Here is a 25,052-nt window from a genome sequence, read left to right as displayed (position 1 = left end):
GTTCCTGACATGAACAGTCCGAAGAGAGGCTCGTTGACCTTGCTGGCCGGCGCGATGCTGCTGGCAAGCTCGGCGGCCTTCGCCACGGTGGAGCCGGCCGCGCCCGTCCAGAAAGGGCAGCCGGCGACCGTTGCCAAGGGTCTGCAACAGGCCAAGACCTACACCGTCAGCAGCGCACCGACCGAGCCGCTGGAACTGGCTGCGCCGAAATTGCCGGACACCTCCGGCTACACCGCCGAAGCCATCGCCGCGAAAATCGTGCGTACCAAGGCCGGCAAAATCAGCGTGCGCCGGATGATGCAGGAAGACGCGCTGAAGGACTTCATCGGCGGCGACAACAAAATGGCCGAGTGGGTGGTGCGTCAGCACGGTATCCCGCAGGCAATCTTCGTCGACGACGGCTACATGAACCTCAAGGACCTGGCCAAGAAAGTACCCAAGCAGTACTTCAGCGAAACCTCGCCAGGCGTGTTCCTGGCGAAGTTGCCGATCGTGGTCGGCAAGAACGGCATTCTGGAAATCGACAAGCAGACCCAGGAATTGCGCCTGTCCCAAGAGGCCGGTTCGTTCCTGGTCAACGACGGTCAGCTGTTTGTGCGCGATACCAAGATCACTGGCTGGCGCGAGAAGGAAAACGGTCCGGCGACGTTCAAGTCACCGAAAGAATTCCGTCCGTTCCTGCTGGCCTGGGGCGGCACCCAGACTTACATCGCCAACAGCAAGATGGCCAGTTTCGGCTACGCCAACAGTAAGTCGTACGGCGTGAGTATTTCCCAATACACGCCAAACATGGCCAAGGTCCTCAAGCGCCCTGAACCGACTGGCTGGATCATCGGCTCCGAGTTCTCGGACATGTGGTACGGCTTCTACTGCTACGAAACCCGCGACTTCGTGGTCAAGGGCAACACCTACAAAGACAACATCGTTTACGGCATTGACCCGCATGACCGTTCCCACGGTCTGATCATCGCCGACAACACCGTTTTCGGGACGAAGAAGAAGCACGGGATCATCATTTCCCGTGAGGTCAACGACAGCTTCATCTTCAACAACCGCAGCTACGACAACAAGTTGTCGGGCCTGGTGATCGACCGTAACAGCGTCAACAACCTGATCGCCTACAACGAGATCTACAAGAACCACACGGACGGCATCACCCTCTACGAGAGTGGCGACAACCTGCTGTGGGCCAACAAGGTGATCAGCAACCGTCGCCACGGCATCCGTATTCGTAACAGCGTGAACATTCGCCTCTACGAAAACCTCGCCATGGCCAACGGCCTGACCGGCGTCTACGGCCACATCAAGGACCTGAGCGACACCGACCGGGACATCAAGCTCGACCCGTTCGACGCCCAGGTGTCGCTGATCATCGTCGGCGGTGAACTGGCCGGCAACGGCAGCGGACCGCTGTCCATCGACTCGCCGCTGAGCGTCGAGTTGTATCGCGTGTCCATGCTCGCGCCGACCAAATCCAGCGGCATCAGCTTCAACGGGATTCTTGGCGAGCGCCAGGATGAAATTCTCGACCTGCTGGTGCGCCAGCAGAAAGCCGTGCTGATCGACCCTGTCGAACGCCAGACCGAAATGCAGGACTGAGGATAATTTTATGCACCCACACTTGATCAAATTACTCAGCCTGTCGGCCCTGACCGCCGGCATTCTCGCGGCCAGCGCCGGCGTCCGTGCCGATGAAGTCAAGGCGCCCAGCTTCAGCGCCGAACCGTGCTGCAACCTGTGCCCCGAAGCCCATGACGCGAAGAACTACACCACGCGCTACCAGCAGAACTTCACCACGCTGGTGCAGGCTCAGGGCGACTGGTTGTTCCGTACGCAAGAAGACTTGCGCACCGAATTCGACACCACCCCTGCCGGCTACAAACGCATGAAAGAACTGCACGATGCGTTCAAGAGCAAAGGCGTGGAACTGGTCGTCGTTTACCAGCCGACCCGTGGCCTGGTGAACCGCAACAAGCTGAATCCGGAAGACAAAGCCAAGTTCGATTTCGACAAGGCGCTGAAGAACTACAAGACCATGCTCGGGCGTTTCGCCGCCATGGGTTACGTGGTTCCGGACCTGTCGCCGCTGACCAACGAATCGCTGCCCGACACCCTGCCGGCCCACGACTTCTACTTCCGCGGCGACCAACACTGGACGCCGTATGGCGCCCAGCGCACGGCGAAAATCGTCGGCGAGAAAATCAAGCAATTGCCTGAGTTCGCGGACATTCCCAAGCGCGAATTCGAGAGCCATAAGTCGGGTCGCATGGGCAAGACCGGAACATTACACAACATGGCCGGTCAACTCTGTGGCACCAGCTACGCGATCCAGTACATGGATCAGTTCACCACCGAGCCAAAGGGCGAAGCCGCCGACGGCGACCTGTTCAGTGACTCCGGCAATCCAGAGATCACCCTGGTCGGCACCAGCCACAGTGGCAAGAACTACAACTTCGCCGGTTTCCTCGAAGAGGCCATCGGCGCCGACATCCTCAACGTGGCGTTCCCCGGCGGTGGCCTGGAAGGTTCGATGCTGCAGTACCTGGGCAGCGAAGAGTTCCAGACCAAGCCGCCGAAGATTCTGATCTGGGAATTCTCGCCGCTCTACCGCCTCGACCAGGAAACCATCTACCGCCAGATGATGGCGCTGCTGGACAACGGTTGCGAAGGAAAGGATGCACAGATGACCGGCAGCACCACGTTGAAACCGGGCAAGAACGAATTAATGGTCAACAGCAAGAACCTGAACCTGCAAAACGGCAGTCACCAGGTCGACATCCAGTTCGCCGATCCGTCGGTGAAAGTCCTGCAAGCCACCCTCTGGTACATGAACGGTCGCCACGAGGACATCAAAATCGAAAAACCTGAAACTTCCGACACCGACGGGCGCTTTGCCTTTGAGTTGCGTACGGACGAAGACTGGGCCTCGCAGAATCTGCTGGCCGTCGAAATCCAGGGCCCTGAAGCAGGTGCCACGCCACAGAAAGTCGAAGCGAAAATCTGCAAACGCAACGTATTCCCAGGCGCCGGGCAGCGTACCGCCCAGGCAGGGCAATGAGGTTCATATGCAAACCCGAACTTTGAAAAGATTACTCGCACCATCACTGCTGACGCTGGCGATGTTTGCCGGCGCCACCCAGGCCGCCGCGCCACTGCGCCCGCCACAGGGCTACTTCGCGCCGATTGAAAAAGTCAAAACCGGCGACAAGAGCGAAGGCTGTGATGCGATGCCGACGCCATACACCGGCTCGCTGCAATTTCGCAGCAAGTACGAAGGTTCCGACAAGGCCCGTTCGACCCTGAACGAAGCCTCGGAAAAAGCCTTCCGCGACACCACTGCCGACATCACCAAGATTGAGCGCGGCACCAGCAAGCGCGTGATGCAGTACATGCGTGACGGTCGTCCGGAACAACTGGAATGCACCCTGAACTGGCTGACCGCGTGGGCCAAGGCCGATGCGTTGATGTCCAAAGACTTCAACCACACCGGCAAGTCCATGCGCAAATGGGCGTTGGGCAGCATGGCGTCTTCGTACATTCGCCTGAAGTTCTCCGACTCGCACCCATTGGCAAACCATCAGCAAGAGTCGCAGTTGATCGAAGCCTGGTTCAGCAAAATGGCGGATCAGGTGGTCAGCGATTGGGACAACCTGCCGCTGGAAAAAACCAACAACCACTCGTACTGGTCCGCCTGGTCGGTGATGGCAACGTCCATCGCCACCAACCGTCGCGACCTGTTCGACTGGTCGGTGAAGGAATACAAAGTCGGCGCCAATCAGATTGATGCGCAGGGTTTCCTGCCTAACGAGCTGAAGCGCGAGCAGCGCGCCCTCGCCTATCACAACTACGCCCTGCCACCACTGTCGATGATCGCCAGTTTTGCGCTGGTCAACGGTGTGGATCTGCGTCAGGAAAACAACGGCGCGCTGAAACGCCTGGGTGATCGAGTACTTGCGGGTGTCGAAGACCCGGAAGAGTTCGAGAAAAAGAACGGCAAGGAACAGGACATGACCGACCTCAAGGTCGATTCGAAATTCGCCTGGCTGGAACCGTTCTGCACGCTCTACACCTGCTCGCCGGATGTGCTCGAGAAAAAACACGAGATGCAGCCGTTCAAGACCTTCCGCCTCGGGGGTGACCTGACCAAGGTCTACGACCCGGCCAACGAGAAAGGCAAAGGTTCCTAGAGCCAAACGCAAAACCCCTTGTAGGAGCGAGGCTTGCCCGCGAAGAACGATGACACGGTTCATCAGTTCAATCGCGTCACGGCCTTCGCGGGCAAGCCTCGCTCCTACAGGGTCAGTGTCAGGTTTGAATTGTGTGTTACGCCCCCCGGTTTTCGGTGGGGGGTTTGGGGGGGCCGTTGGCCCTTGACTGTTGGTTAAACATGGAGAGACCGGGATGGTATTTTCATCCAACGTGTTCCTGTTTTTGTTCTTGCCGATCTTTCTCGGCATGTACTACTTAAGCGGAATACGCTATCGCAACCTGCTGCTGCTGCTCGCCAGCTATGTGTTCTATGCCTGGTGGCGTGTGGACTTCCTTGCGCTGTTCGCAGCCGTCACGCTGTGGAACTACTGGATCGGCCTCAAAGTCGGTGCCGCAGGCGTTCGGACCAAACCGGCACAGCGCTGGTTGCTCCTGGGCGTGGGCGTCGACCTGTGCATCCTCGGCTACTTCAAGTACGCCAACTTCGGCGTCGACAGCATCAACGCGATGATGACTTCGGTCGGTCTGTCGCCGTTCATCCTGACCCACGTGCTGTTGCCGATCGGGATCTCGTTCTACATCTTCGAGTCCATCAGCTACATCATCGACGTCTACCGGGGTGATACCCCGGCGACCCGCAACCTGATCGACTTTGCCGCGTTCGTGGCGATCTTCCCGCACTTGATCGCCGGCCCGGTGTTGCGTTTTCGCGACCTCGCCGACCAGTTCAACAACCGCACCCACACCCTCGACAAGTTCTCCGAAGGTGCCACGCGGTTCATGCAGGGTTTCATCAAGAAGGTGTTCATCGCCGACACCCTCGCGGTGGTGGCCGACCATTGCTTCGCCTTGCAAAACCCCACCACGGGCGACGCCTGGCTGGGCGCCCTCGCCTACACCGCGCAGTTGTACTTCGACTTCTCCGGCTACAGCGACATGGCCATCGGCCTGGGCTTGATGATGGGTTTCCGCTTCATGGAAAACTTCAAGCAGCCGTACATCAGCCAGTCGATCACCGAGTTCTGGCGTCGCTGGCACATCAGCCTGTCCACCTGGTTGCGTGACTACCTGTACATCACGCTGGGCGGTAACCGCAAAGGCACGTTGATGACCTATCGCAACCTGTTCCTGACCATGCTGCTCGGTGGTCTGTGGCACGGCGCGAACATCACGTACGTCATCTGGGGTGCGTGGCACGGCATGTGGCTGGCGATCGAAAAGGCCCTGGGCCTGAACACCTCGCCACGCAGCATCAACCCGATCCGCTGGGCGCTTACCTTCCTGCTCGTGGTCATGGGCTGGGTGATCTTCCGCTCGGAAAACCTGCACGTCGCCGGTCGTATGTACGGCGCGATGTTCAGCTTCGGCGAATGGTCGCTGTCGGAACTCAACGCGGCCAGCCTCACCGGCCTGCAAGTGGCAACCCTGGTGGTGGCTTACATGACCCTGGCGTTCTTCGGCATCCGTGATTTCTACAGCAACCTGCCGCCCGAGAAGACCAAGCCTGTGGTGAACGTCGAGGCCGATGGCCCGGCCGCCGCTCAGCCTGGAATGATCAAAGCCGTACCGGGCGACAACCCGGCCAGCATCCACGAGCCTGGTTACACCGTCGGCGTTGAAGCCACCGTGCAACCGGCTTACTGGACTGCGGACTGGTCCCGTTACGTGATGCGCACGCTGGTACTGGTGCTGTTCATCGCCTCGATTTTCAAACTCTCGGCGCAAAGCTTCTCGCCGTTCCTTTACTTCCAGTTCTGAGGGATCTGACCATGACCCGCTCATTACGTATCTTCTACATCGCCCTGTTCATGGTGACCCTGCTGGTGCTGGGCCTGTGGTCGACGCGCAGCTTCTTCGGCTTCAGCACCAACGCCGATGCGACGGTGCTCAATGGCCGCTGGGCCAAAGCCGTGGAAACGCATTACGACGACGAGTTCCCGATCAAGCGCCTGGGCACCAACCTTTGGGCTGCGCTGGATTTCAAACTGTTCAACGAAGGTCGTCCGGGCGTGGTACTCGGTCGCGATCAGTGGTTGTACAGCGATGAAGAATTCAACCCGATCGTCAACGAAGAGTTGAACCTGCAAGGCAACTACGCGCTCGTAGAAGGCGTACGTCAGGAATTGAAAGCCAAGGGCGTGAAACTGGTGATGGCGATCGTGCCGGCCAAGACTCGCCTGTACCCGGAACACCTGGGCGCAGTGAAGCCTTCGAGCATTCACGCCAACCTGTATGAAGACTTCCACGCTCGTGTGGCGGCCAACAAGATCATCGCCCCCGACCTGTTCGGCCCGATGCTGAAAGCCAAGCTGGATGGTCAGCAAGTGTTCTTGCGTACCGACACCCACTGGACCCCGGAAGGCGCGCAAATTGCCGCCGAAACCCTGGCTAAAACCATTGCCGAGAAAACCCCGCTCAGCGGCGAGCCGCAACGCTTCGTCACCGAACCTGCGGAGAAGGTCACGCACAAGGGCGACCTGCGGTTGTTCCTGCCGCTGGACCCGCTGTTCGAAAACCTGATGCCGAAGACAGAGCCGTTGCAAAAGCGCAACACCGTGGTCGCGCAAGACCAGCCTGCCGGTGATGACGCGCTGTTCGCCAACACGGAAGTGCCGGTGGCCCTGATCGGCACCAGCTACAGCGCCAACCCTAACTGGAACTTCGTCGGTGCGCTGAAACAAGCGCTGAACAGCGACGTGGTCAATTACGCCGAAGACGGCCACGGCCCGATTCTGCCGATGCTCAGCTACCTGAAAAGTGATGCTTTCAAGAACAGCCCGCCACAGGTGCTGATCTGGGAGTTTCCTGAACGTTATCTGCCTGTGAACAACGAAATCGGCGACGCCGACCCGCAGTGGGTCGCAGAGCTCAAAGAAGCCGGCGCCCGCCAACAAAACGTAGCCGCAAACACTAAATCCGAGACGCCCGACCGGGCGCAAAACTGAAAGAGAGAGGTACTACCATGACTTTCACTACTACTCCTCGCCGTCTCGCCAAGACCTTTGCACTTGTTGCTGGCATGAGCGTGTTGTCGATGTCCGCCTTTGCTGGCGACGCCGCACTCTACGGCCCGACTGCACCAAAAGGTTCGAGCTTCGTACGTGTCTACAACGCCGGTAACGCTGAAGTCAGCGCCACCGTCGGCAGCACCAACCTGGCCGAAGTCGCGCCGCTGTCCAGCACTGACTTCAGCTTCATGCCGGGCGGCGACTACAGCGCCAAGGTCGGCAGCCAGACCCTGCCGGTGAAACTGGCCGGCGACCACTATTACACCCTGGTCAACAACGCCAGCGGCGCGCCGCAACTGATCGAAGAGCCGCCGTTCAAGAACAAGCAGAAATCCCTGGTTCGCGTACAAAACCTCAGCGACAAGGCCCTGACCCTGAAAACCGCTGACGGCAAGACCGAAGTGGTTCCGTCCGTGGCGGCCAAGGGCCGTGGCGAGCGTGAAATCAACCCGGTCAAAGTCAGCCTGGCCCTGTATGACGGCGCGACCAAAGTCGGCGACGTGAAGCCGGTTGCCCTGGAACGCGGTGAAGCCGCCGTGCTCTACGTCACCGGTAAAGGCAGCAGCTTGTCGCCAGTCTGGGTAAAACGCCCGGTTTCGACGCGCTAAATAATTCGTCAGGACGGTGATCCCCTGTAGCAGCTGGCGAAGCCTGCGTCCGGCTGCGCAGCAGTCGCAATCCCGGCAACTCGGTCGTTCTGAATGACCGCATTGTCTGGATTGACGACGGCTACGCCGTCGAACGCAGCCTCGCAGGCTCGGCAGCTGCTACAGGTGATCCGGCCTGGCTACGGAATAAGAACAAGAGTGAAACGACAGAACGCAGTAGCTCTGACCCATACGATTTTCAAGGAGTAACAATATGATTCCGGTGATCTTGTCAGGTGGTAGCGGCTCACGTCTTTGGCCGCTTTCCCGTAAGCAGTTCCCTAAACAGTTCCTCGCCCTGACCGGCGAACACACGCTGTTCCAGCAAACCCTGGAACGCCTGGTGTTTGAAGGCATGGACACCCCGATCGTGGTCTGCAACAAAGACCACCGCTTCATCGTCAACGAGCAGTTGGCCAACCGTAAACTGGAAACCCAGCGCATCCTGATGGAACCGTTCGGCCGCAACACTGCGCCGGCCGTGGCCTTGACCGCGATGATGCTGGTCAACGAAGGTCGTGACGAGTTGATGCTGGTGCTGCCGGCCGACCACGTACTGGAAGACCAAAAAGCCCTGCAACGCGCCCTGGCCCTGGCCACTGTCGCCGCCGAAAACGGCGAAATGGTGCTGTTCGGCGTACCGGCCACCAAACCGGAAACCGGCTACGGCTACATCAAGTCCACCAATGACTCGCTGCTGCCCGAAGGCGTCAGCCGTGTCTCGCACTTCGTTGAAAAGCCGGACGTGAAACGCGCTACCGAATTCGTCCAGTCCGGTGGTTATTTCTGGAACAGCGGCATGTTCCTGTTCCGCGCCAGCCGCTTCCTGGAAGAGCTGAAAAAACACGATCCGGACATCTACGACACCTGCCTGCTGACCCTTGAGCGCAGCGAACAGGATGCCGACACCATCACCATCGACGAAGCCACTTTCGCCTGCTGCCCGGACAATTCCATCGATTACTCCGTGATGGAAAAAACCCAGCGCGCCTGCGTCGTACCGCTGACCGCCGGCTGGAGCGATGTCGGTTGCTGGGCGTCGCTGTGGGAAGTGAATGACAAAGACGTCAACGGTAACGTCACCAAAGGCGACGTGGTCATTCAGGACAGCAAGAACTGCATGATCCACGGCAACGGCAAACTGGTGTCGGTGATCGGCCTGGAAAACATCGTGGTCGTCGAAACCAAGGACGCCATGATGATCGCCCACAAGGACTCGGTCCAAGGCGTGAAACAAATGGTCAACACCCTCAACGAGCAGGGCCGCACTGAAACCCAGAACCACTGCGAAGTCTATCGTCCGTGGGGCTCCTACGACTCGGTGGACATGGGCGGCCGCTTCCAGGTCAAGCACATCTCGGTCAAACCGGGCGCGTGCCTGTCGCTGCAAATGCACCACCACCGCGCCGAACACTGGATCGTGGTCAGCGGCACTGCCGAAGTGACCTGCGACGAGAACGTGTTCCTGCTCTGCGAAAACCAGTCGACCTACATCCCGATCGCGTCGGTCCACCGTCTGCGCAACCCGGGCAAGATTCCACTTGAGATCATCGAAGTGCAATCGGGCAGCTACCTGGGCGAAGACGATATCGAGCGGTTTGAAGATATCTACGGTCGCTCCACCCCGATCGAACGTGGCGTGTCGGTGAAAACCATCGCGCAGTAAGCGTTCAGCAAAACCAGAAGCCCCCGTCCAGTCCGCTGCGTTCCCTATCCGCAGCGGGTTGGGTGGGGGCTTTTTTTGCTGGTATCAGCCCTGTGACACCTGCCGAAGCGGAGCTAAACGGGACCTTCCACTCAACGATTGCCGTCTACCGGCATAAGGCTTGGGCGCGACAAGCCCGATCAAATCCTGGTTTCTGTTCAACTGCTGAACGACTTCCCCTGTCTGCGATGAGAGCTCGGCGATACGCTCGAAGACGCTCGGGTCTGAGCTGCCAGAGCCGGCGAACTCGTTGTTTATGGCCTGCATCCGGAATTCCACCATATCGATCACCTCCGGAACGGCCTCGTGGACCATGCTCAGCGATTCGGCATTGAGCCCCTGTGACGCCTGGTAAAACTCCCGTCCTATCTTGATCAGGCCCGGCGCTTCTGATCCCAGCTTGCTGGCGACTTTATCGACCAATTTATCAGCCACGGCGGTGGCGATCTTTTTCCCCAGCTTCGTTCGCCCTTCAGGGGTCCGAGGGTCCATTGCCGACAGCTCGAATTTTATCGTCCTCAAGTTGGTTTTACTTTTGGGTTCAACGGCCTCGATGAATGATTTAGGGTTCATTTCATTGCCTTTGAAGCTGATCGGGCGATCCAGTTGATAGGTATCCACCACCCTGGAAATCAGCGCATTTGCCGCTTTAGCCCCGACTGTCGCCCCCGCTTTGCTTCCCAACCCAGCGGTCACAGGACCTGCCAGCCCGCCAATGGCACCGCCCGCCGCAGCCCCCGCCGCCGTGCCCACCGAACTGACAACACTGCTGGCAAGCTGGGTAATGACACGCCTGCCCAACGCTTTGAAACGATGCTGGGCATAGACGTGATTGAGTAGCGAATTCTTGAAATCTGAAGCGCTGCCTCCCACCGACGACAACAGGGTTTGTTGCTTGTCCAGGCTGTCATTCAGTTGCGAAGCTTCGGTCGATTCGCCACCGTCGCTATCGACAAAAGTCACGGGTGAGTTGCCCACCATCTGATACAAATTAGGCCCATCAATCAAACCTTTAGGATCAGGATTGAGCCAACGGAACATCCACGGTACGTAGTAGCGCAATCCATAGTAATAAAGCCCCGTCGCATCCCGCTCCTTGCCCGAATAACGAATGGTCTTATAGTCGGCTTCAATCACATCCGGGCCGGCGTACCACGCGGTTTCGCCGTAGGGGTAATAGACTTCCTGGCTGATGATCTGCGCATCGTCGGCCAGTTCCACGCTGCAGGATTTCAGGTGTTCGACCAGGGTGTAGCGGTACTGATCGTTGACGCCGGACGGCGGCGCGCTTTCCCAATGCAGCACCCGAACACCATTGAGGCCGGCCTGCGCGGTGATGACCTGCAGCGCTTCCCCGGTGCCACTGTCAGTACGAAGTTCCAGACCCGGCAAGTAACGTACTTCGGCCGTCACGGCTCGGGCATTGGTCTGCAACGAGCGACTTTTGCGCACCCGCTGGCCAGCAGCATCATAGAGATAGAGCTCGCAGTCATTGCGGCCGGAATCGCGCTCCACCGGGCTGACAGAGTGCAATTGATTACGCAGATCCCACGTCAGAAAGCGGCCCTGATCCAGCTCCAGTAAGTTGCCCCTGGCATCGAATGCAGCGGCGATGTCTGCTTCGGTCGGCGGCACGCCGTTGCGCCAGGGCAGGCAGCGATTGCTGTACCGCGCGGCGGTTAATTCACGCCCTGGGTGTTGCGCACCAACATGCGTCAGCTTCAGCAGATTGCCGCCCTCGTCATAGCAGAAGCTCTGATGGTAATTGCTGACTGCTGCCGGATCCGTACGACCGACTGAGTCAGGCCCTCGGTTGGGGCCGCCCGCCGCCCAGCCAAACGCCTGGATCAATTGATAAAGGCTGTCGTAGATAAAACGACTGAGAGGGTCTATGCGTTGATTGTTGAAGTAACGCACCGGCAGCGCCTTGTCTTCGATACTCAGCACATTGCCCATTCGGTCATAGATGTAGAACAAGTGTTGCAGCAAACCGACTCGTTCACTGTACGCCCGTCGCTCCATCAGACGACCATCTTCGGGGCGATACGTGAGCGTTGTTTGTACGTCGTTGCCTGCCACTTCTCGTATGGTCTGACCCTCGGCGTTGTATTCGATCTCGCCGACCAGCATTTGCCACGAGGATTGTCCTGCCAGATTCAGGGCGCTGCGGCGTAACCGGCCATCAATGGTGAGGTTGAAGCGCTGGCAATTTTGCCTGGCGTCGACCGATTCCAGCACATCCCCCAGCGCCCCGTAACGCCACGTCGAGCGCGCGCCCTCTCCCGGCTCGAGTAGTTTTTGTCGATCCGCTATCAACTCCGGCCAATCAGGTGCAACGGTTTCCTGGGTGAAGTGTTGAACGTGGCTGGTGGATTGGCCGGTGATCGCGAACGCCTCAAACAGCAAGGTCCCGCCGGGGCCATCCTGGCGAATCAACTGCCCGCATCGGTTACGTTCACGGTTACCCGGATCAGCACCACCATATTCCATACGTTCGGCACATTGGGGTGGTTGCGTGGCGACGTGCTCAAACACTGCCACTGGACGAAGCAGGTTGTCGTAGTGAATCTCGCGCCGGGTACCACGACTGTCCCAGCCTCGGCGCTCTTCATTGGCCAGACCGAAAAGAATAATCTTTGAGCCGGCATCGACGCTGACCGTACATACGGGATCACCGGGCAACGAGTGCACGGTCAGGAGATTGGCCGGGGCCGAGGGATCGTCCTTTTGCAACGCCCACAACCGCGGATCCCAGCGTTTTACCGGAAAACCTGCGGCATCGTGCAGGGTGCGATTGATGCGCGCCAGCGCGGTGGCGTCTTCGTCTGCGCGCCAATATTCAATCGAACGAATCGGCAGCCCCCGCGGGTCAACGACGGATAATCCGGGAGTTTTGTAATGCAATCCCAACGTCGAAGCCTGCATGCCGGTCCGTCCCTGTTTGCCTGCGGTTATCTAACCCCTCGTGACAGCGGCTGGCTACTGTCAGAAATTACAGTGCCGACCAACGGTGATCGCGGATGATCCGTGAATGTCCATTCCCGCAGCCGTTCGGTAGGATGGTGGTCATGAGTTCAAGGAGCGTTCAAACATGTTCATCGGCGTCCTGCTGGTCATCACCTGGCTGATTTTATTGCTGCGCTACCCGGCCAAGGCGTTGCCCGTCTCTGTGGCGGCCGCCATCGGTCTGGGTCTGGTGGCCACGTGGGTGATCTGGATGGACAACCGCGAGGTCAAGCAACTGGCGCGCCTGGAGTTGCGCATTACCTACGCGCCGGAACACTGCCCGGCAGACCGCCCCTTGCAGCTGACCATGAACAACGGCAACGACGTGCCGCTGACCGAGTTGCGCTGGCGCGTCGCCGCGTATGCGCCGGGTGATACGGTCAATCTGGCCGACAATCAATATGCCGCCCCGCGCTATCGCGGACCCGGCGAACTGCAGGCCGGCGCCCATTGGGAAGACTGCTTGCCCCTGCCGCCGCTGCGTCCTGGCTATCGCCCGCAAACCCTGGAGTTTCGCGCCGAGCGTTTGCAGGGTAGTTTCTCCGACTGATCCCCTACTTCTTTTTGCACAAGGACCGCGCCATGCCCGTTGCGTTGATTACCGGTTGCTCCAGCGGCATTGGCCGCGCCCTCGCCGATGTGTTTAAAGGTGCCGGATACGAAGTCTGGGCAAGCGCCCGCAAGGCTGAAGACGTGGCTGCGCTGGCAGCTGCCGGTTTCACCGCTGTGCAACTGGACGTCAACGACGGCGAGGCACTCGACCAGTTGAGTGAGCGCATCAACCAGCAACATGCTGGCCTCGATGTGCTGATCAACAACGCCGGTTATGGCGCGATGGGCCCGCTGCTGGACGGCGGCGTGCCGGCGATGCAGCGCCAGTTCGAAACCAATGTGTTTGCGATCGTCGGTGTGACCCGCGCGCTGTTTCCGGTGCTGCGCGCCGCCAAAGGGATCGTGGTGAACATCGGCAGCGTTTCCGGGGTATTGGTCACGCCGTTTGCCGGCGCGTATTGCGCCTCGAAAGCGGCGGTGCATGCGCTGAGCGATGCATTGCGCATGGAGTTGGCGCCGTTTGGCGTGCGCGTGATGGAGGTGCAGCCAGGTGCGATCGAATCGAGCTTCGCCAAAAATGCCGGGCATGAGGCGGAGCAGTTGATCACCGAGCAATCGCCATGGTTTCCGCTGCGTGAAGGCATTCGTGCGCGGGCCAAGGCCTCCCAGGACAAGCCGACGCCTGCCAAGGAGTTTGCGATCGGTTTGCTCAAGGCTGTGCAACAGAGCAAACCACCGCGCCTGATTCGTCTGGGTAATGGCAGCCGGGCGTTGCCATTGTTGGCGGGGTTGCTGCCGAAAGGGTTGTTGGAGGCGGGGTTGATGAAGCGGTTTGGGCTTAGGGGGCAACTCTAAGACCGAGTCGACGCCATCGCGAGCAGGCTCGCTCCCACAGGGGAATGCATTCCAAATGTGGGAGCGAGCCTGCTCGCGATGACGTCTGAATCCTCTCTGCAGAATTTCAGGAAACAATCATGACCGACTACACCGAATACTTCGACGAAGTGATCCAGGCCCACGTCGCCATCGAGCAATGGCTGGCCGAGGACCAGGACGAGTCCGCACTTGAGCGCCTGCTCACGCGTTTTTCGCCACAGTTTTCCATGATCTCGCCATTGGGTCGGGTGCTGGATTTCGCCGCGCTGAACGAGTTGTTCCTGCGGGCGGGCGGAAGGAAGCTCGGCTTCAGGATTGAGCTCAGCGAGTTACGCGGGACCGCGCTGTACGACGGTGGCGCGGTGGTGAGTTATCGCGAGCAGCAGACTGATGCGACGGGGCTGCACTCTGATCGCCGCTCGACGGTGGTGTTTGAAAAGCAGGCGTCCGGCTCAGTGATCTGGCGGCATTTGCATGAGACGTTTTGCAAGGGCTGACACGGTCGCCTTTCGTGGCGAGGGAGCTTGCTCCCGCCGGGCAGCGAAGCGGCCCTCAAATGGGACTGCCAGGCAGTCCAGCGGGAGCAAGCTCCCTCGCTACAGGGTTACTCGCCAGCTGCAGATTTAACGACGACAGTGCAAGTAATCCCCGCCGCCAGCCGCACCCCGTTTAACATCGGGTTCACGTCCGCAATCAGCTCGCGACTCTCCGGGTTATCCCGGTCGTAGATGCCGTGTGAAATGCTTTCCACATCCCCCTTCAGCGCCATAGACATTCCTCCGCTCGTCCGGAATGTGCTGGTACCTGTTATTTCTGACAGTAGACACCTCCCCTCCCCAAACACAGACTTCTACTGACCGGAACGAGTCCCTGTTCGTATGTGTTTCTGATGGGATGCATAGGTACTTTGATCGTCATTTGGCTAACCGGAGCCCTTTAATCCTATCGAGGTACTTATGAACCAGAACACTATCGTACGTCGCCCTGGTGACCGCGACAGATCATTCGGTGTCGACGGAGAGGTCACGCTGAGCATCCTTCCCGACGAAATCCATTACACACGTCTGATAAAGGGTGTTTTGGCACTCCCGGACAATAGAATTCTGTTGAGTATGACGCTGGAAACGAAAACCGACTTCGGACAATACGGGCTTGCAATACTGACCTCTGAGGGCGAACTGGACAAAGGTTTTAACAATGGAAGTCTGCTGATTGGCTCTTTCGAGGGGGATGCACCATGCGACGGGGGCAGACTTTTGCGTCTGGCGGACGGACGCCTTTTAATGCTCGGTGCACATATTGAGTACTCTGGACCCGAGCCGATAAACCACTTGGCCGTTGCCTGTTTCTCCAGTGATTATTCACCGGAAAAAACTTTCGGAGTAAGCGGCACCGGCCACCTCGTTATTGAAAATCAGCCCGACGAAATTTGCATGACGAACGACTCCAGAGTTGCCGAGCAAGCGGATGGAAAAATACTCATCTGCACTACTTATCACCAACACGGCAACTGGAGAAATACCACCGGGGTACTCTATCGGCTGCTTCCCGACGGAAAATTCGACACGACCTTGAACGGCACCGGTCGCCTTGATTTCAAAATGCAAGACCCGAGTACACCGACCGGCCTCTCCGCCCTGCTGCCCCAAGCCAACGGAACAATCGTGGTAGCGGGTTATGGAGCCTTGCACTCTGAAACCGAAATAGCGCTTTTCGCGCGCTTCGATGACAAGGGCGTTCTCGACCCGGAGTTTGGCAGCCCAAGTACTCCCGGCTACTGTGGCATAGAAGTAGACAACCACCCGACCCGGTTTAACGGACTTCTATCCACGAATCAAGGTTTTGTCGGGCTGGGCCAAGCCGGTGAGTCGGGCATCCCTGACACCAAAGGAATGCTTGCCGGCATCACAAAAAATGGCTTGCCAGATCCCGACTTTAACCATGGCAAGCCGCTGATCACGAAATACGATAAGAACAGGGAGAATGCGTGGCTCGATGGCTACGTGCAACTCGATGGAAAGTTAGTGATCTCAGCGGCACGACATTACATATACATTTCGCGTTGGCTACCCGACGGCACTCACGACCCAGAGTTCGGCATTGCCGGGCTTGTTAAGGAAGACTTTTCCAATGTCGCAGATCCGGTCATTGTAGGTGTCCGCCCCGATAACACATTTTTCTGGGCAGGCAACCCCATCGGGATCGACGGCGGGCTTGGCAAACTGATCACCTACTTCAGTTGAATCACTAGCGTGATGCGTGCTGTAACGGCGACGGGGATTGTTTCACCACAACAGTGCAAGTAATCCCCGCCGCCAACAGCACCCCCTCCGGCACTTCATCAATGTGAATCCGCACCGGTACTCGCTGCGCCAGGCGCACCCAGTTGAACGTCGGGTTCACGTCCGCAATCAGCTCGCGACTCTGCGGGTTATCCCGGTCGTAGATGCCGCGAGAAATGCTTTCCACATGCCCCTTCAGCACTTCGCCGCTCATCAACTGCATGTCGGCCTTATCGCCCACTCGCACGTGCGGCAGTTTGGTTTCCTCGAAGAAGCCGTACACCCAGAACGAGTTCATATCGACCACGGCCATTTTCGCTTCGCCGATGCGCGCGTAGTCGCCGCGATGCACGTTGAGGTTGGTGACGTAGCCGTCCACCGCCGCACGGACCTCGGTGCGTTTGAGGTTCAGTTCAGCGGCTTCCAGTTGCGCCTGGGCATGCTGGTAATCGGCCAGGGCCGAGTCGGCGATGTTGCTCGCGTCGTCGCGGTTCTCCCTGGAGATCACCAGCGCGTCCATGTCAGCGCGGCGATGGGCGTTGACCTTGCGCATCTCCCACGTCGACTTGCGCGAGGCCACCAGCGACTGCGCCTGTTTGACCGCGATGCGGTAGTGCTCGGGGTCGATGCGCATCAGCAGATCACCCTTCTTCACCAGCTGGTTGTCGCGCACCGGCACCTCCACCACTTCACCGGTGACGTCGGCGGCGACGTTGATGATGTCGGCGCGCACCCGGCCGTCGCGGGTCCACGGCGTGTCCATGTAATGCACCCAGAGGGTCCGGCCGATCCATAGCGCGAGGGCCAGTACCAGCAGGGTGGCGAGCAGGCTGAATAGCTTTTTCATCAGATCGTTCTCAACGGTAGACAGTCAGCGCCAGGGCGCCGAACAGACAGGTAAACAGGCTCAGGCGCAGCAGCGCCGGGTGCCAGAAGAAGCGGTACAGGTCGAACCCGGACAGAAACCGGTCGAGCGCCCAGGCCAGTGCGGCGGCGATGAAAAACATCAGCGTCATGGTCGGCATGTACACGCCGTGGAAGGCGATTTCACGCGGCATGTTCAACTCCTTGGGGCTGAGTGATTGCGTAAGCGGCGAGTGGCGATTGCGGGTCCAGTAATGAAGTACGAATGAAGTGCAAATAACTCTTCACCCGACGCAACGCCGAGGTATCGAAGTGCGGCGCGAACGGTTCGTCGGTAGCTTGTACGCGGCTGATGGCATGGTCGACCGCGATCAATCCGCGCTCCAGATTGCTCTGGCTCGGTTGCAGAAACAGCCGCACCAGCGAGCGACCCATCACGCGGATCGCCTGGCGCCACGGCTGGGATTCGGCGTAGGCCGGATGCACCGGCAGAATCGCTTGTTCCTTGCGCAACTCGATGATCGCGTGGCCGACCTCCAGCACCACGAACATCCAGCGCAGCAAGTCCCGTTGCACCTGCGGCTGGCCCGCCGCGAGGCCGTAAGCCTGATGCAGCAAATCCCGGGTACGGCTTTCAAAACTCGAAGCCAGGCCCTTGAGCTTGCCGCTGATCGCGTACACCACTTGCCCGCGCAAATCCTGTTCGAGCCGGCGCCATAACCACCGGCTGTTCGGCGGCAGAATGATCGCCCCGGCTGCCGCGCACACCAGCATGCCGAGCACCATGGCGATGTAGTCGTTGATGAACGCGTAAGGGTTGTAGACGGTGAGGTTGTCCGGCACCGAACCGGTGCTGAAGAAGATCAGCAAGCCGAGGCCGACACCGGCGTATTGCGGCCGCGAAGTAAGGAACGAGCCGAGCACGATCACCGGCGCGAGCATCACGCACAGCAGGGGAAAACCGTCGATCCACGGGAAGATGAAAAACATCTCGACGAAGCCGATCAATGCCCCGAGGAACGTCCCGCAAGCCATCTGGAATGCCATGCGCTTCGGGTTGGGTGTCGCGGCGGAAAGGCCGACGGTGGCGGCGGCGATCAGGGTCATCGTCGCCCCGCTCGGCCATGCAGTGGCGACCCAATAGCTGCCAAGCACCACCAGAATGAACGCCGCACGAATCCCCGACGCGGCCGAGGCCATCCAGTTGGTTTGCGGGGTGAACGGCTCGTCCCATTGCTCCCGTGCATGACTGTGATCGGCCAGCGATGCGTGGGTCTGTGCATAACTGTGCAACTCGTCGACGAAGCGATAGAGCAGTTCGTACGCGGTGTGGAAATCGAGCTGCTCGGCGTCGCTCGGATCGCTCTCCTGAAAGGTCGCCCGCAGGCTGCGAACCCGCGCCGGCAGATTTTCCTTGTAGGTGGTCAACGCGCTGGTCAGGCGTGCGGCGTCGGGGCTGGTCAAGGCGCGGCCGCTGAAGCCGTCGAGCAATTCCGCCAGGTCCTGCAACCCCGGTTTGATCGCCGCCACCACGTGGTCGGTGCCGCTGCTGCGCAAGCGTTCGAGCAATTGGTGCAAGGCGTTGAACCGCGTGGTGATGCCCATGAATTCGCTGTTCAAGCGACTGAGTCGACCGTTGCGCCGACGCATGTGCGGGTCCTCGAACACGGTGACGCTGCGCAGCCCTTCCAGCCCGACCGCCTCGGCGATAAAGCGCACGTTACTGGCCTCGAAAGCCTCCCGTTTGCTGCGGCCGCGCAGGCCATCGGTAACGAACAAGGCGAACACACCGAAGCGCTGATACAAGGCGTTGCGCATCGCCGCGCTGGCGGTTTGCGGCAGGATCGCGGCGCTGACTACGGTGGCGCAGAGAATCCCCAGGGAGATTTCCAGCACCCGCCAGACCGCCGCCATGAACGCGCCGTCCGGGTGGGCCAACGCGGGCAAGCCAACCATCGCGGCGGTGTACCCGGCGAGCACGAAACCGTAGGCGCGAAAGTTGCGATACCGCGCCGCGCCGGCCGAACAGATGCCGACCCAAATCGCCAGTGAGCCGAGGAACAGTTCGGTGTTCTGGGCGAACAAGGCAATCAACGCCACCATCACCGCCGACCCGGCCAAGGTGCCCAGAAAGCGGTAAAAACTCTTGGCGAACACCTGACCGCTTTGCGGTTGCATGACGATGAACACGGTAATCATCGCCGTGCGCGGCTGCGGCAATTCCAGACGCATCGCCAGCCACAGCGTCAGAAACGCGGCGAACAGCACTTTGAAAATGTAGACCCAGGTCACGCCGTCGCTACGTGCCCAGTCGAAGAAACCCCGGCGCCATTCAAGGGAATACAGCCAGCGCAGAGGTGCGGGCGAGGGAGTCATGGAATCCTGTTCACTTTAATTCAGTCAGGTGGAGAACGTGTGGGAGCCAGCCTGCTGGCGATAGCGGTGTATCAGGTGACATCAGCATTGACTGACACACCGCTATCGCCAGCAGGCTGGCTCCCACAGGTTCTGTGTTCACTTGAGAAGCGTCGGGGTTATCGGTGCCGCGGTCCGACTGTCTTCCGGCACATCGTCACCCGCACCCAGCCCACCACCCAGCGCCGTCACCAGTTCGGCATGAGCACTTAGTCGCGCCGCCTGAACCCGCTGCTGCACCTGCTGTTGCTTGAACAACAAAGTCTGCGCGTTGAGCACATTGAGGTAATCGGTGAGCCCGCGCTGGTAGGCGATCATCGCGATGTCGTAGGTTTTCTGCGCGGTGACCACGGACTCGGCAGCGAAGGTTTGCTGCTTGTCGATGGACTCGCGGCGGATCAACTGGTCAGAGATGTTCTTCAGCGCGTTGACCAGCGTCTGGTTGTACCTGGCCACGGCGATGTCATACCCGGCCGAGGCTTCGCCCAGCTCCGAACGCAAGCGGCCGCCATCGAAGATCGGCAACGAGATCGCCGGACCGATGCTGTAGTTGAGTTTCTTGCCGGTCAAAAACTCCAGCGCCCCGCCGCCGGTGGCCATGTAGCGGAGGCTGCCGACCAGATCGACATTGGGATAGAAACCGGCATGGGCCACATCGATGCCCCGCGCCTGAGCCGCTACTTGCCAGCGACTGGCGACCACGTCCGGGCGTTGACCGAGCAATTGCGCGGGCAGTGACGACGGCAGTTTCAGTGGTGCGGCCAACGACAGCGTGGGTCGCTGCAACTGCGCGCCCTCCCCTGGCCCCTTGCCCGCGAGGGCTGCCAGTTGGTTGCGGCTCAGGGCGATTTCTTCGTCCAGCGCGTCGATCTGACGATGGGTTTCCGGTAGCGGCGTTTGCGCCTGGCTAACTTCGAAATGCGTGCCGATACCGCCGTTCAAACGTTTTTGCGCGAGATCGAGAATTTGCTGCTGTTGTTTCAGGGTCGCGGCGACGATGTCCCGCTGCGCGTAATGCAACGACAGTTCGATGTAGGCGCGCACGATGTTGTTCTGCAATTCGAGCTGGGCCAGACGCGCTTCGGCAGCGCTCATGTGTGCCATGTCTACGGCGCGCTCGGTGGCGTTGCTTTCACGGCCCCAGAGGTCGAGGGCGTAGCTGAAACCCAGCGCGGCGTTGTTGTCCCAGGTCGTGGTGTTGGCCAGCTCGCCCGGCCCGTAGAACTGATCAGTGGGCCAGTTGTGGCGCTTGAGGGTGGATTCGCCATTGATCTGCAACGATTCGGCAGACTCGGCGATGCCGGCCATGGATTTGGCCTGTCGCACTCGCGCAGTAGCCATGGCCATGGTCGGGCTGCCTTGCACGGCGAGGTCGATCCAGCGGTTCAGTTGCGGGTCGCCATAGGCCTGCCACCATTGGGCGGTGGGCCAGTGAGCGTCCTGCGCGGCGCTCTGGATGGCTTCGTCGGTGGCCAGTGAATTGGCCTCCAGTGCCTTGCCCTGTGGGGCAATGCCTCCGGTTCCGATACAGCCGCTGATTGCGAGGGATAAGGCCAAAACACTGAGCGTCTGAAGCGCTCTGCTGATGCGACGCGGCACTGCTGAAAATTCCTGAAAGAAGAGGCGTACGAGGTCCTGTGTAGGAGCGAGGCTTGCCCGCGAAGGCGGCGTATCAGTCGACATCGTCGGTGACTGTCAGACCGCCTTCGCGGGCAAGCCTCGCTCCTACAAAGGATCGGCGCAATTCTAGGGGTGGGTCTTAATGGCGATAAGCTGGGAATCCTGTGAATCTTTGTTACCGTTAACGCGATAATCCCTTGGTCGGGGTCACCGCCCCGCAACTTCGTGTCACAATTTGCCATCGCACCCGAGAGCACCTCATGGACACTTTGCAAAACATGCGCGCCTTCAGTTACGTGGCCGAGGCCGGCAGCTTCACCGCCGCCGCCGTGCAACTGGACACCACCACGGCCAACGTCTCGCGCGCGGTCTCCAACCTGGAAGCCCACCTGCAAACCCGCCTGCTCAACCGCACCACACGCCGCATCGCCCTGACCGAGGCTGGCAAGCGCTACCTGTTGCGTTGCGAGCAAATACTGGCCTACGTCGAAGAAGCCGAAGCCGAGGCCAGCGATGCCCACGCCCGCCCGGCCGGGCAGCTCAAAGTGCACACCATGACCGGCATCGGTCAGCACTTCGTGATCGACGCCATCGCCCGCTACCGCAAAACCCACCCCGACGTCACCTTCGACCTGACCATGGCCAACCGCGTGCCCGACCTGCTCGACGAGGGCTACGACGTGTCCATCGTGCTGGCCAGCGAACTGCCGGACTCGGGTTTCGTGTCTCAGCGTTTGGGCATCACCTACAGCATCGTCTGCGCCTCGCCGGCCTATGTGAAAGCCAACGGCTGCGCCCACAAGCCCAGCGACTTGCTGAACCACGCGTGCCTGCGCCTGGTGAGCCCGGTGATCCCGCTGGAGAAATGGACCTTCGACGGACCCGAAGGCCAGGAAATGGTCACCATCAACAGCTCACCGTTTTTGGTGAACTCGGCGGATGCAATGAAGACAGCGATCATCAGCGGCATGGGCGTCGGCGTGTTGCCGGTGTATGCGGCGATTGAAGGACTGCGCAACGGCACACTGGTGCGGGTGATGCCGAACTACCGCTCGCAGGAACTGAATCTGTATGCGATCTACCCGTCGCGGCAGTACCTGGATGCGAAGATCAAGACGTGGGTCGAGTATTTGCGTGGGTCGTTGCCGGAGATATTGGCGGCGCATCAGGCGGAATTGGTGGCGTATGAGTTGAGTGGGAGTTTGGGCGGGGTTCGGGTGGCGAACTGATTTCACGGTCCTACAGACGCGGCGATTTTGGGGAATGTTTCCGACGGGTTCTGTCGGTTGTTGGGTCGGACGGGAAATGGGTAGGCTTTGTGGGTCGCTGGCATTTCAGCGATCGGGTCTGGAAAACCCGAAGAAGGATTACGGCGCATGACATAATGCGGCGCTTTTTTAGCACCGCGATTTGAGTTATGGCGGCTGTGCGTGGGAGACCTTCGGGTCTGCCGGGTTTGATCCTTTCTCGGTTTTTCCAGTCCGCGTACAGCTGCCACCCTTTCGTCTGGAAAACGAAAAGTGGCAGCTCCTCGACTCTAAGGATCTTTGCCAAATGATTAAAGAAACTCCGAATCCCCCGGAAACTGACGACGTTTCCCCATACGAATCCCTCGATTCCAAAAAACTCAACGACGCCGCCGAGCGCGCGTTGGATCACTACCTAAACCCCGCAGCCCTCAAATCCCCTGCCACCCGCAAACCCAGCACGATGTTTTTGATTGCACCGAATATCAAAGACGAAGATCTGTTGGCCCACACCTGCGAGTCGCTGGCCCAGGCCAGTGTGATGGCGAGTGATTTCGCGGACTATCTGGAAGGCCCGCACCGGCACAAGGCGATGGCCATTCAACAGATCGTCATGCTGGCCGAACTGGCAGCGAACCGGATGCTGGATAACGTCGCCGTACCAAAACCTCAGCCGCACAGCTAATCCCCTGTGGGAGCGAGCCTGCTCGCGATGGCGGTCTGACATCCGGCATTGATGTCGTCTGACACTCCGCCATCGCGAGCAGGCTCACTCCCACAATTGAATTGGGCGCATCAGCAAGGGTGGCTATCCGATCGCCATCGCAGCGATGCAGCGGCCCGACAAGCCAGCTTTTACAATTGAATTGCTAAGGCTCTTATGCCAAGTGGATATCAAATAAAACACCTTAATAGCCAACACGTATAACAAACTGTCAAAACTGACAGTAGACATAATGCTCGTTCAAATCGAAACTCTATGACGCATTCTCACTAATCTTTGAAGGAGCAAGAATATGTCTCAACTAATCGATAGCTGGCCAAATGTTGGCACAGCTAACGCAAAAATTGACAACGACTTCCCATTGCCGGAATTCAACGGTGTTGTCACGACAGTTTTGAAACAACCACTATATTTGTATCTGGGTGCCCGCCAGAAAATCAGTACGACCGAAACCATTCTATTAAAATTAACGGTTTCACTGTCCATCAAGGCAGGACGTTACGAACTGACCAACAACGAAATGATTTTTCACGCACCTAACTTTGTAAAGGAATGGGTGGATGAAGATGGAGCAATACGATCAAAAAGGTATTACCCCGACGACAACATCGGGTATGTAGACGTTAAAAAAATTGATATTGAAAAGGGTATCTTCGAAGCAGATTTTGACGTCTCACTTCAGAATGAAGGAAATCACCATCAAGCGATCGGTTATATAAACGCTACTAGATGGAGCGAGTGAACCGGTAATAGAGGCAATTGTAAACACGGTTTGTTTTCCACAGAAGTAGTTCCTCACCGCCCTCCTGGCACTTGGTAGGAGCGGTCGTGAGGTGCAGGGTAATCGAGGCGCTCGCAAAACCCTCGACAAGAATGTTAGCGTGCTTGGCATTCTCCAAGCCCCGACGAGCCCTCCTCCCATGAAAAAGACCGTCCTCGCCTTCAGCCGCGTCACCCCGGAAATGGTCGAGCGCCTCAAGCAAGATTTCGACGTCATCGTCCCCAACCCGAAAAACGGCGACATCAACGCCCAATTCAACGAAGCCCTGCCCCACGCCCACGGCCTGATCGGTGTCGGTCGCAAACTCGGTCGCACGCAACTGGAAAACGCCGCCAGACTCGAAGTGGTCTCCAGCGTCTCCGTCGGCTACGACAACTACGACGTCGCCTACTTCAACGAACGCGGGATCATGCTGACCAACACGCCGGATGTCCTCACCGAAAGCACCGCCGACCTGGCCTTCGCCCTGCTCATGAGCAGCGCCCGCCGCGTCGCCGAACTCGATGCCTGGACCAAGGCCGGCCAATGGCAAGCCACCGTCGGCGCACCGTTGTTTGGCGGTGACGTGCACGGCAAAACCCTGGGCATCGTCGGCATGGGCAACATCGGCGCGGCCATCGCCCGTCGCGGGCGGCTGGGCTTCAACATGCCGATCCTCTACAGCGGCAACAGCCGCAAGACCGGGCTGGAACAAGAACTCGGCGCGCAGTTCCGCAGCCTCGACGAACTGCTGGCCGAAGCCGATTTCGTCTGCCTCGTCGTGCCGCTCAGCGAGAAAACCAGACACATGATCAGCCACCGCGAACTGGCCCTGATGAAGCCAAGCGCCATCCTGGTCAACATCGCCCGCGGTCCGGTGGTCGATGAGCCTGCGCTGATCGAAGCCCTGCAAAACAACCGCATTCGCGGCGCAGGCCTGGACGTCTACGAGAAAGAACCAATGGCCGAGTCGCCATTGTTCCAATTGAAAAACGCGGTGACATTGCCGCACATCGGCTCCGCCACCCATGAAACCCGCGAGGCCATGGCCAACCGCGCGCTGGCTAACTTGCGCAGCGCACTGCTGGGCGAGCGACCGCAAGATCTGGTCAACCCGCAAGTCTGGAAAGGCTAACT

Annotated in this window: 20 protein-coding genes and 1 pseudogene; 15 read left to right on the top strand and 6 right to left on the bottom strand. The window is 59.3% G+C overall.

Going from position 1 to position 25,052, the window contains the following annotated elements; genetic code table 11:
* The first annotated feature begins 9 nt into the window (after window positions 1-9).
* The 7 genes from algG (at window position 10) to ACYZT6_RS02555 (ending at window position 9,530) form a co-directional block, all read left to right on the top strand.
* Window positions 10-1,599 (top strand): mannuronan 5-epimerase AlgG, encoded by a 1,590-nt coding sequence (gene algG, locus ACYZT6_RS02585; protein ID WP_462025588.1) that lies wholly within the window; start codon window positions 10-12, stop codon window positions 1,597-1,599.
* A 10-nt stretch (window positions 1,600-1,609) separates the two neighbouring features.
* Window positions 1,610-3,058, top strand: a complete 1,449-nt coding sequence (locus ACYZT6_RS02580) for an alginate O-acetyltransferase (RefSeq protein ID WP_462025587.1) — start codon at window positions 1,610-1,612, stop codon at window positions 3,056-3,058.
* A gap of 7 nt (window positions 3,059-3,065) precedes the next feature.
* Window positions 3,066-4,187, top strand: coding sequence for a mannuronate-specific alginate lyase (locus ACYZT6_RS02575; protein ID WP_462025586.1), 1,122 nt, complete (start codon window positions 3,066-3,068; stop codon window positions 4,185-4,187).
* 214 nt (window positions 4,188-4,401) lie between these two features.
* A complete protein-coding gene (locus ACYZT6_RS02570) occupies window positions 4,402-5,967 on the top strand; it encodes an MBOAT family O-acyltransferase (RefSeq protein ID WP_462025585.1) in 1,566 nt (521 codons plus the stop codon).
* A gap of 11 nt (window positions 5,968-5,978) precedes the next feature.
* Window positions 5,979-7,154 carry an alginate O-acetyltransferase gene (locus tag ACYZT6_RS02565; RefSeq protein WP_145306902.1) on the top strand — a complete coding sequence of 392 codons (1,176 nt, stop codon included), beginning with the start codon at window positions 5,979-5,981 and terminating at the stop codon, window positions 7,152-7,154.
* A 17-nt stretch (window positions 7,155-7,171) separates the two neighbouring features.
* Complete coding sequence (locus ACYZT6_RS02560; protein WP_042932354.1) at window positions 7,172-7,825, top strand: alginate O-acetyltransferase AlgF; 654 nt, start codon at window positions 7,172-7,174, stop codon at window positions 7,823-7,825.
* A gap of 253 nt (window positions 7,826-8,078) precedes the next feature.
* Window positions 8,079-9,530, top strand: coding sequence for a mannose-1-phosphate guanylyltransferase/mannose-6-phosphate isomerase (locus tag ACYZT6_RS02555; RefSeq protein ID WP_462025584.1), 1,452 nt, complete (start codon window positions 8,079-8,081; stop codon window positions 9,528-9,530).
* An 84-nt stretch (window positions 9,531-9,614) separates the two neighbouring features.
* On the opposite strand, the gene ACYZT6_RS02550 is transcribed toward ACYZT6_RS02555, so the two are convergent.
* A complete protein-coding gene (locus ACYZT6_RS02550) occupies window positions 9,615-12,494 on the bottom strand; it encodes an RHS repeat domain-containing protein (protein WP_462025583.1) in 2,880 nt (959 codons plus the stop codon).
* 166 nt (window positions 12,495-12,660) lie between these two features.
* Between ACYZT6_RS02550 and ACYZT6_RS02545 the strand changes: the two genes are divergently transcribed.
* The 3 genes from ACYZT6_RS02545 (at window position 12,661) to ACYZT6_RS02535 (ending at window position 14,500) form a co-directional block, all read left to right on the top strand.
* Window positions 12,661-13,125 (top strand): multidrug transporter, encoded by a 465-nt coding sequence (locus ACYZT6_RS02545; RefSeq protein ID WP_462025582.1) that lies wholly within the window; start codon window positions 12,661-12,663, stop codon window positions 13,123-13,125.
* Between the two features lie 32 nt (window positions 13,126-13,157).
* Window positions 13,158-13,982, top strand: a complete 825-nt coding sequence (locus ACYZT6_RS02540; RefSeq protein WP_462025581.1) for an SDR family oxidoreductase — start codon at window positions 13,158-13,160, stop codon at window positions 13,980-13,982.
* Window positions 13,983-14,101: 119 nt separating this feature from the next.
* Window positions 14,102-14,500, top strand: coding sequence for a DUF4440 domain-containing protein (locus ACYZT6_RS02535; protein ID WP_462025580.1), 399 nt, complete (start codon window positions 14,102-14,104; stop codon window positions 14,498-14,500).
* A 107-nt stretch (window positions 14,501-14,607) separates the two neighbouring features.
* Here ACYZT6_RS02535 and ACYZT6_RS02530 read toward each other — a convergent pair.
* Window positions 14,608-14,766: pseudogene (locus tag ACYZT6_RS02530) on the bottom strand (efflux transporter periplasmic adaptor subunit); the annotation flags it as partial.
* Between the two features lie 193 nt (window positions 14,767-14,959).
* Between ACYZT6_RS02530 and ACYZT6_RS02525 the strand changes: the two are divergent.
* Entirely contained in the window at window positions 14,960-16,246 is a 1,287-nt protein-coding gene (locus ACYZT6_RS02525; RefSeq protein WP_462025579.1) for a hypothetical protein, read from the top strand.
* 4 nt (window positions 16,247-16,250) lie between these two features.
* On the opposite strand, the gene ACYZT6_RS02520 is transcribed toward ACYZT6_RS02525, so the two are convergent.
* The 4 genes from ACYZT6_RS02520 to ACYZT6_RS02505 all read right to left on the bottom strand — a co-directional run bounded on the left by ACYZT6_RS02520 (window position 16,251) and on the right by ACYZT6_RS02505 (window position 21,163).
* Window positions 16,251-17,132, bottom strand: a complete 882-nt coding sequence (locus tag ACYZT6_RS02520; RefSeq protein WP_462025578.1) for an efflux RND transporter periplasmic adaptor subunit — start codon at window positions 17,130-17,132, stop codon at window positions 16,251-16,253.
* 10 nt (window positions 17,133-17,142) lie between these two features.
* Entirely contained in the window at window positions 17,143-17,343 is a 201-nt protein-coding gene (locus ACYZT6_RS02515) for a DUF1656 domain-containing protein (protein ID WP_007896379.1), read from the bottom strand.
* Entirely contained in the window at window positions 17,333-19,525 is a 2,193-nt protein-coding gene (locus ACYZT6_RS02510) for an FUSC family protein (protein ID WP_462025577.1), read from the bottom strand. The genes ACYZT6_RS02515 and ACYZT6_RS02510 overlap by 11 nt, the downstream gene beginning before the upstream one ends.
* Before the next feature lie 138 nt (window positions 19,526-19,663).
* Window positions 19,664-21,163, bottom strand: coding sequence for an efflux transporter outer membrane subunit (locus tag ACYZT6_RS02505; protein ID WP_462025576.1), 1,500 nt, complete (start codon window positions 21,161-21,163; stop codon window positions 19,664-19,666).
* A 281-nt stretch (window positions 21,164-21,444) separates the two neighbouring features.
* Between ACYZT6_RS02505 and ACYZT6_RS02500 the strand changes: the two genes are divergently transcribed.
* The 4 genes from ACYZT6_RS02500 to ACYZT6_RS02485 all read left to right on the top strand — a co-directional run bounded on the left by ACYZT6_RS02500 (window position 21,445) and on the right by ACYZT6_RS02485 (window position 25,050).
* A complete protein-coding gene (locus tag ACYZT6_RS02500; protein WP_010463147.1) occupies window positions 21,445-22,413 on the top strand; it encodes a LysR family transcriptional regulator in 969 nt (322 codons plus the stop codon).
* Window positions 22,414-22,738: 325 nt separating this feature from the next.
* The gene (locus tag ACYZT6_RS02495; protein WP_462025575.1) at window positions 22,739-23,116 is read left to right on the top strand and encodes a DUF6124 family protein; all 378 of its coding nucleotides are present in this window, start codon (window positions 22,739-22,741) and stop codon (window positions 23,114-23,116) included.
* Window positions 23,117-23,447: 331 nt separating this feature from the next.
* The gene (locus ACYZT6_RS02490) at window positions 23,448-23,897 is read left to right on the top strand and encodes a hypothetical protein (protein ID WP_462025574.1); all 450 of its coding nucleotides are present in this window, start codon (window positions 23,448-23,450) and stop codon (window positions 23,895-23,897) included.
* Between the two features lie 178 nt (window positions 23,898-24,075).
* A complete protein-coding gene (locus tag ACYZT6_RS02485; protein ID WP_462025573.1) occupies window positions 24,076-25,050 on the top strand; it encodes a 2-hydroxyacid dehydrogenase in 975 nt (324 codons plus the stop codon).
* Window positions 25,051-25,052: the final 2 nt, after the last annotated feature.

It is taken from the genome of Pseudomonas sp. RT6P73, from assembly GCF_054897715.1.
The sequence above is the reverse complement of the archived record's forward strand: the minus strand, read 5'-3'. Positions and strand labels throughout refer to the sequence as shown.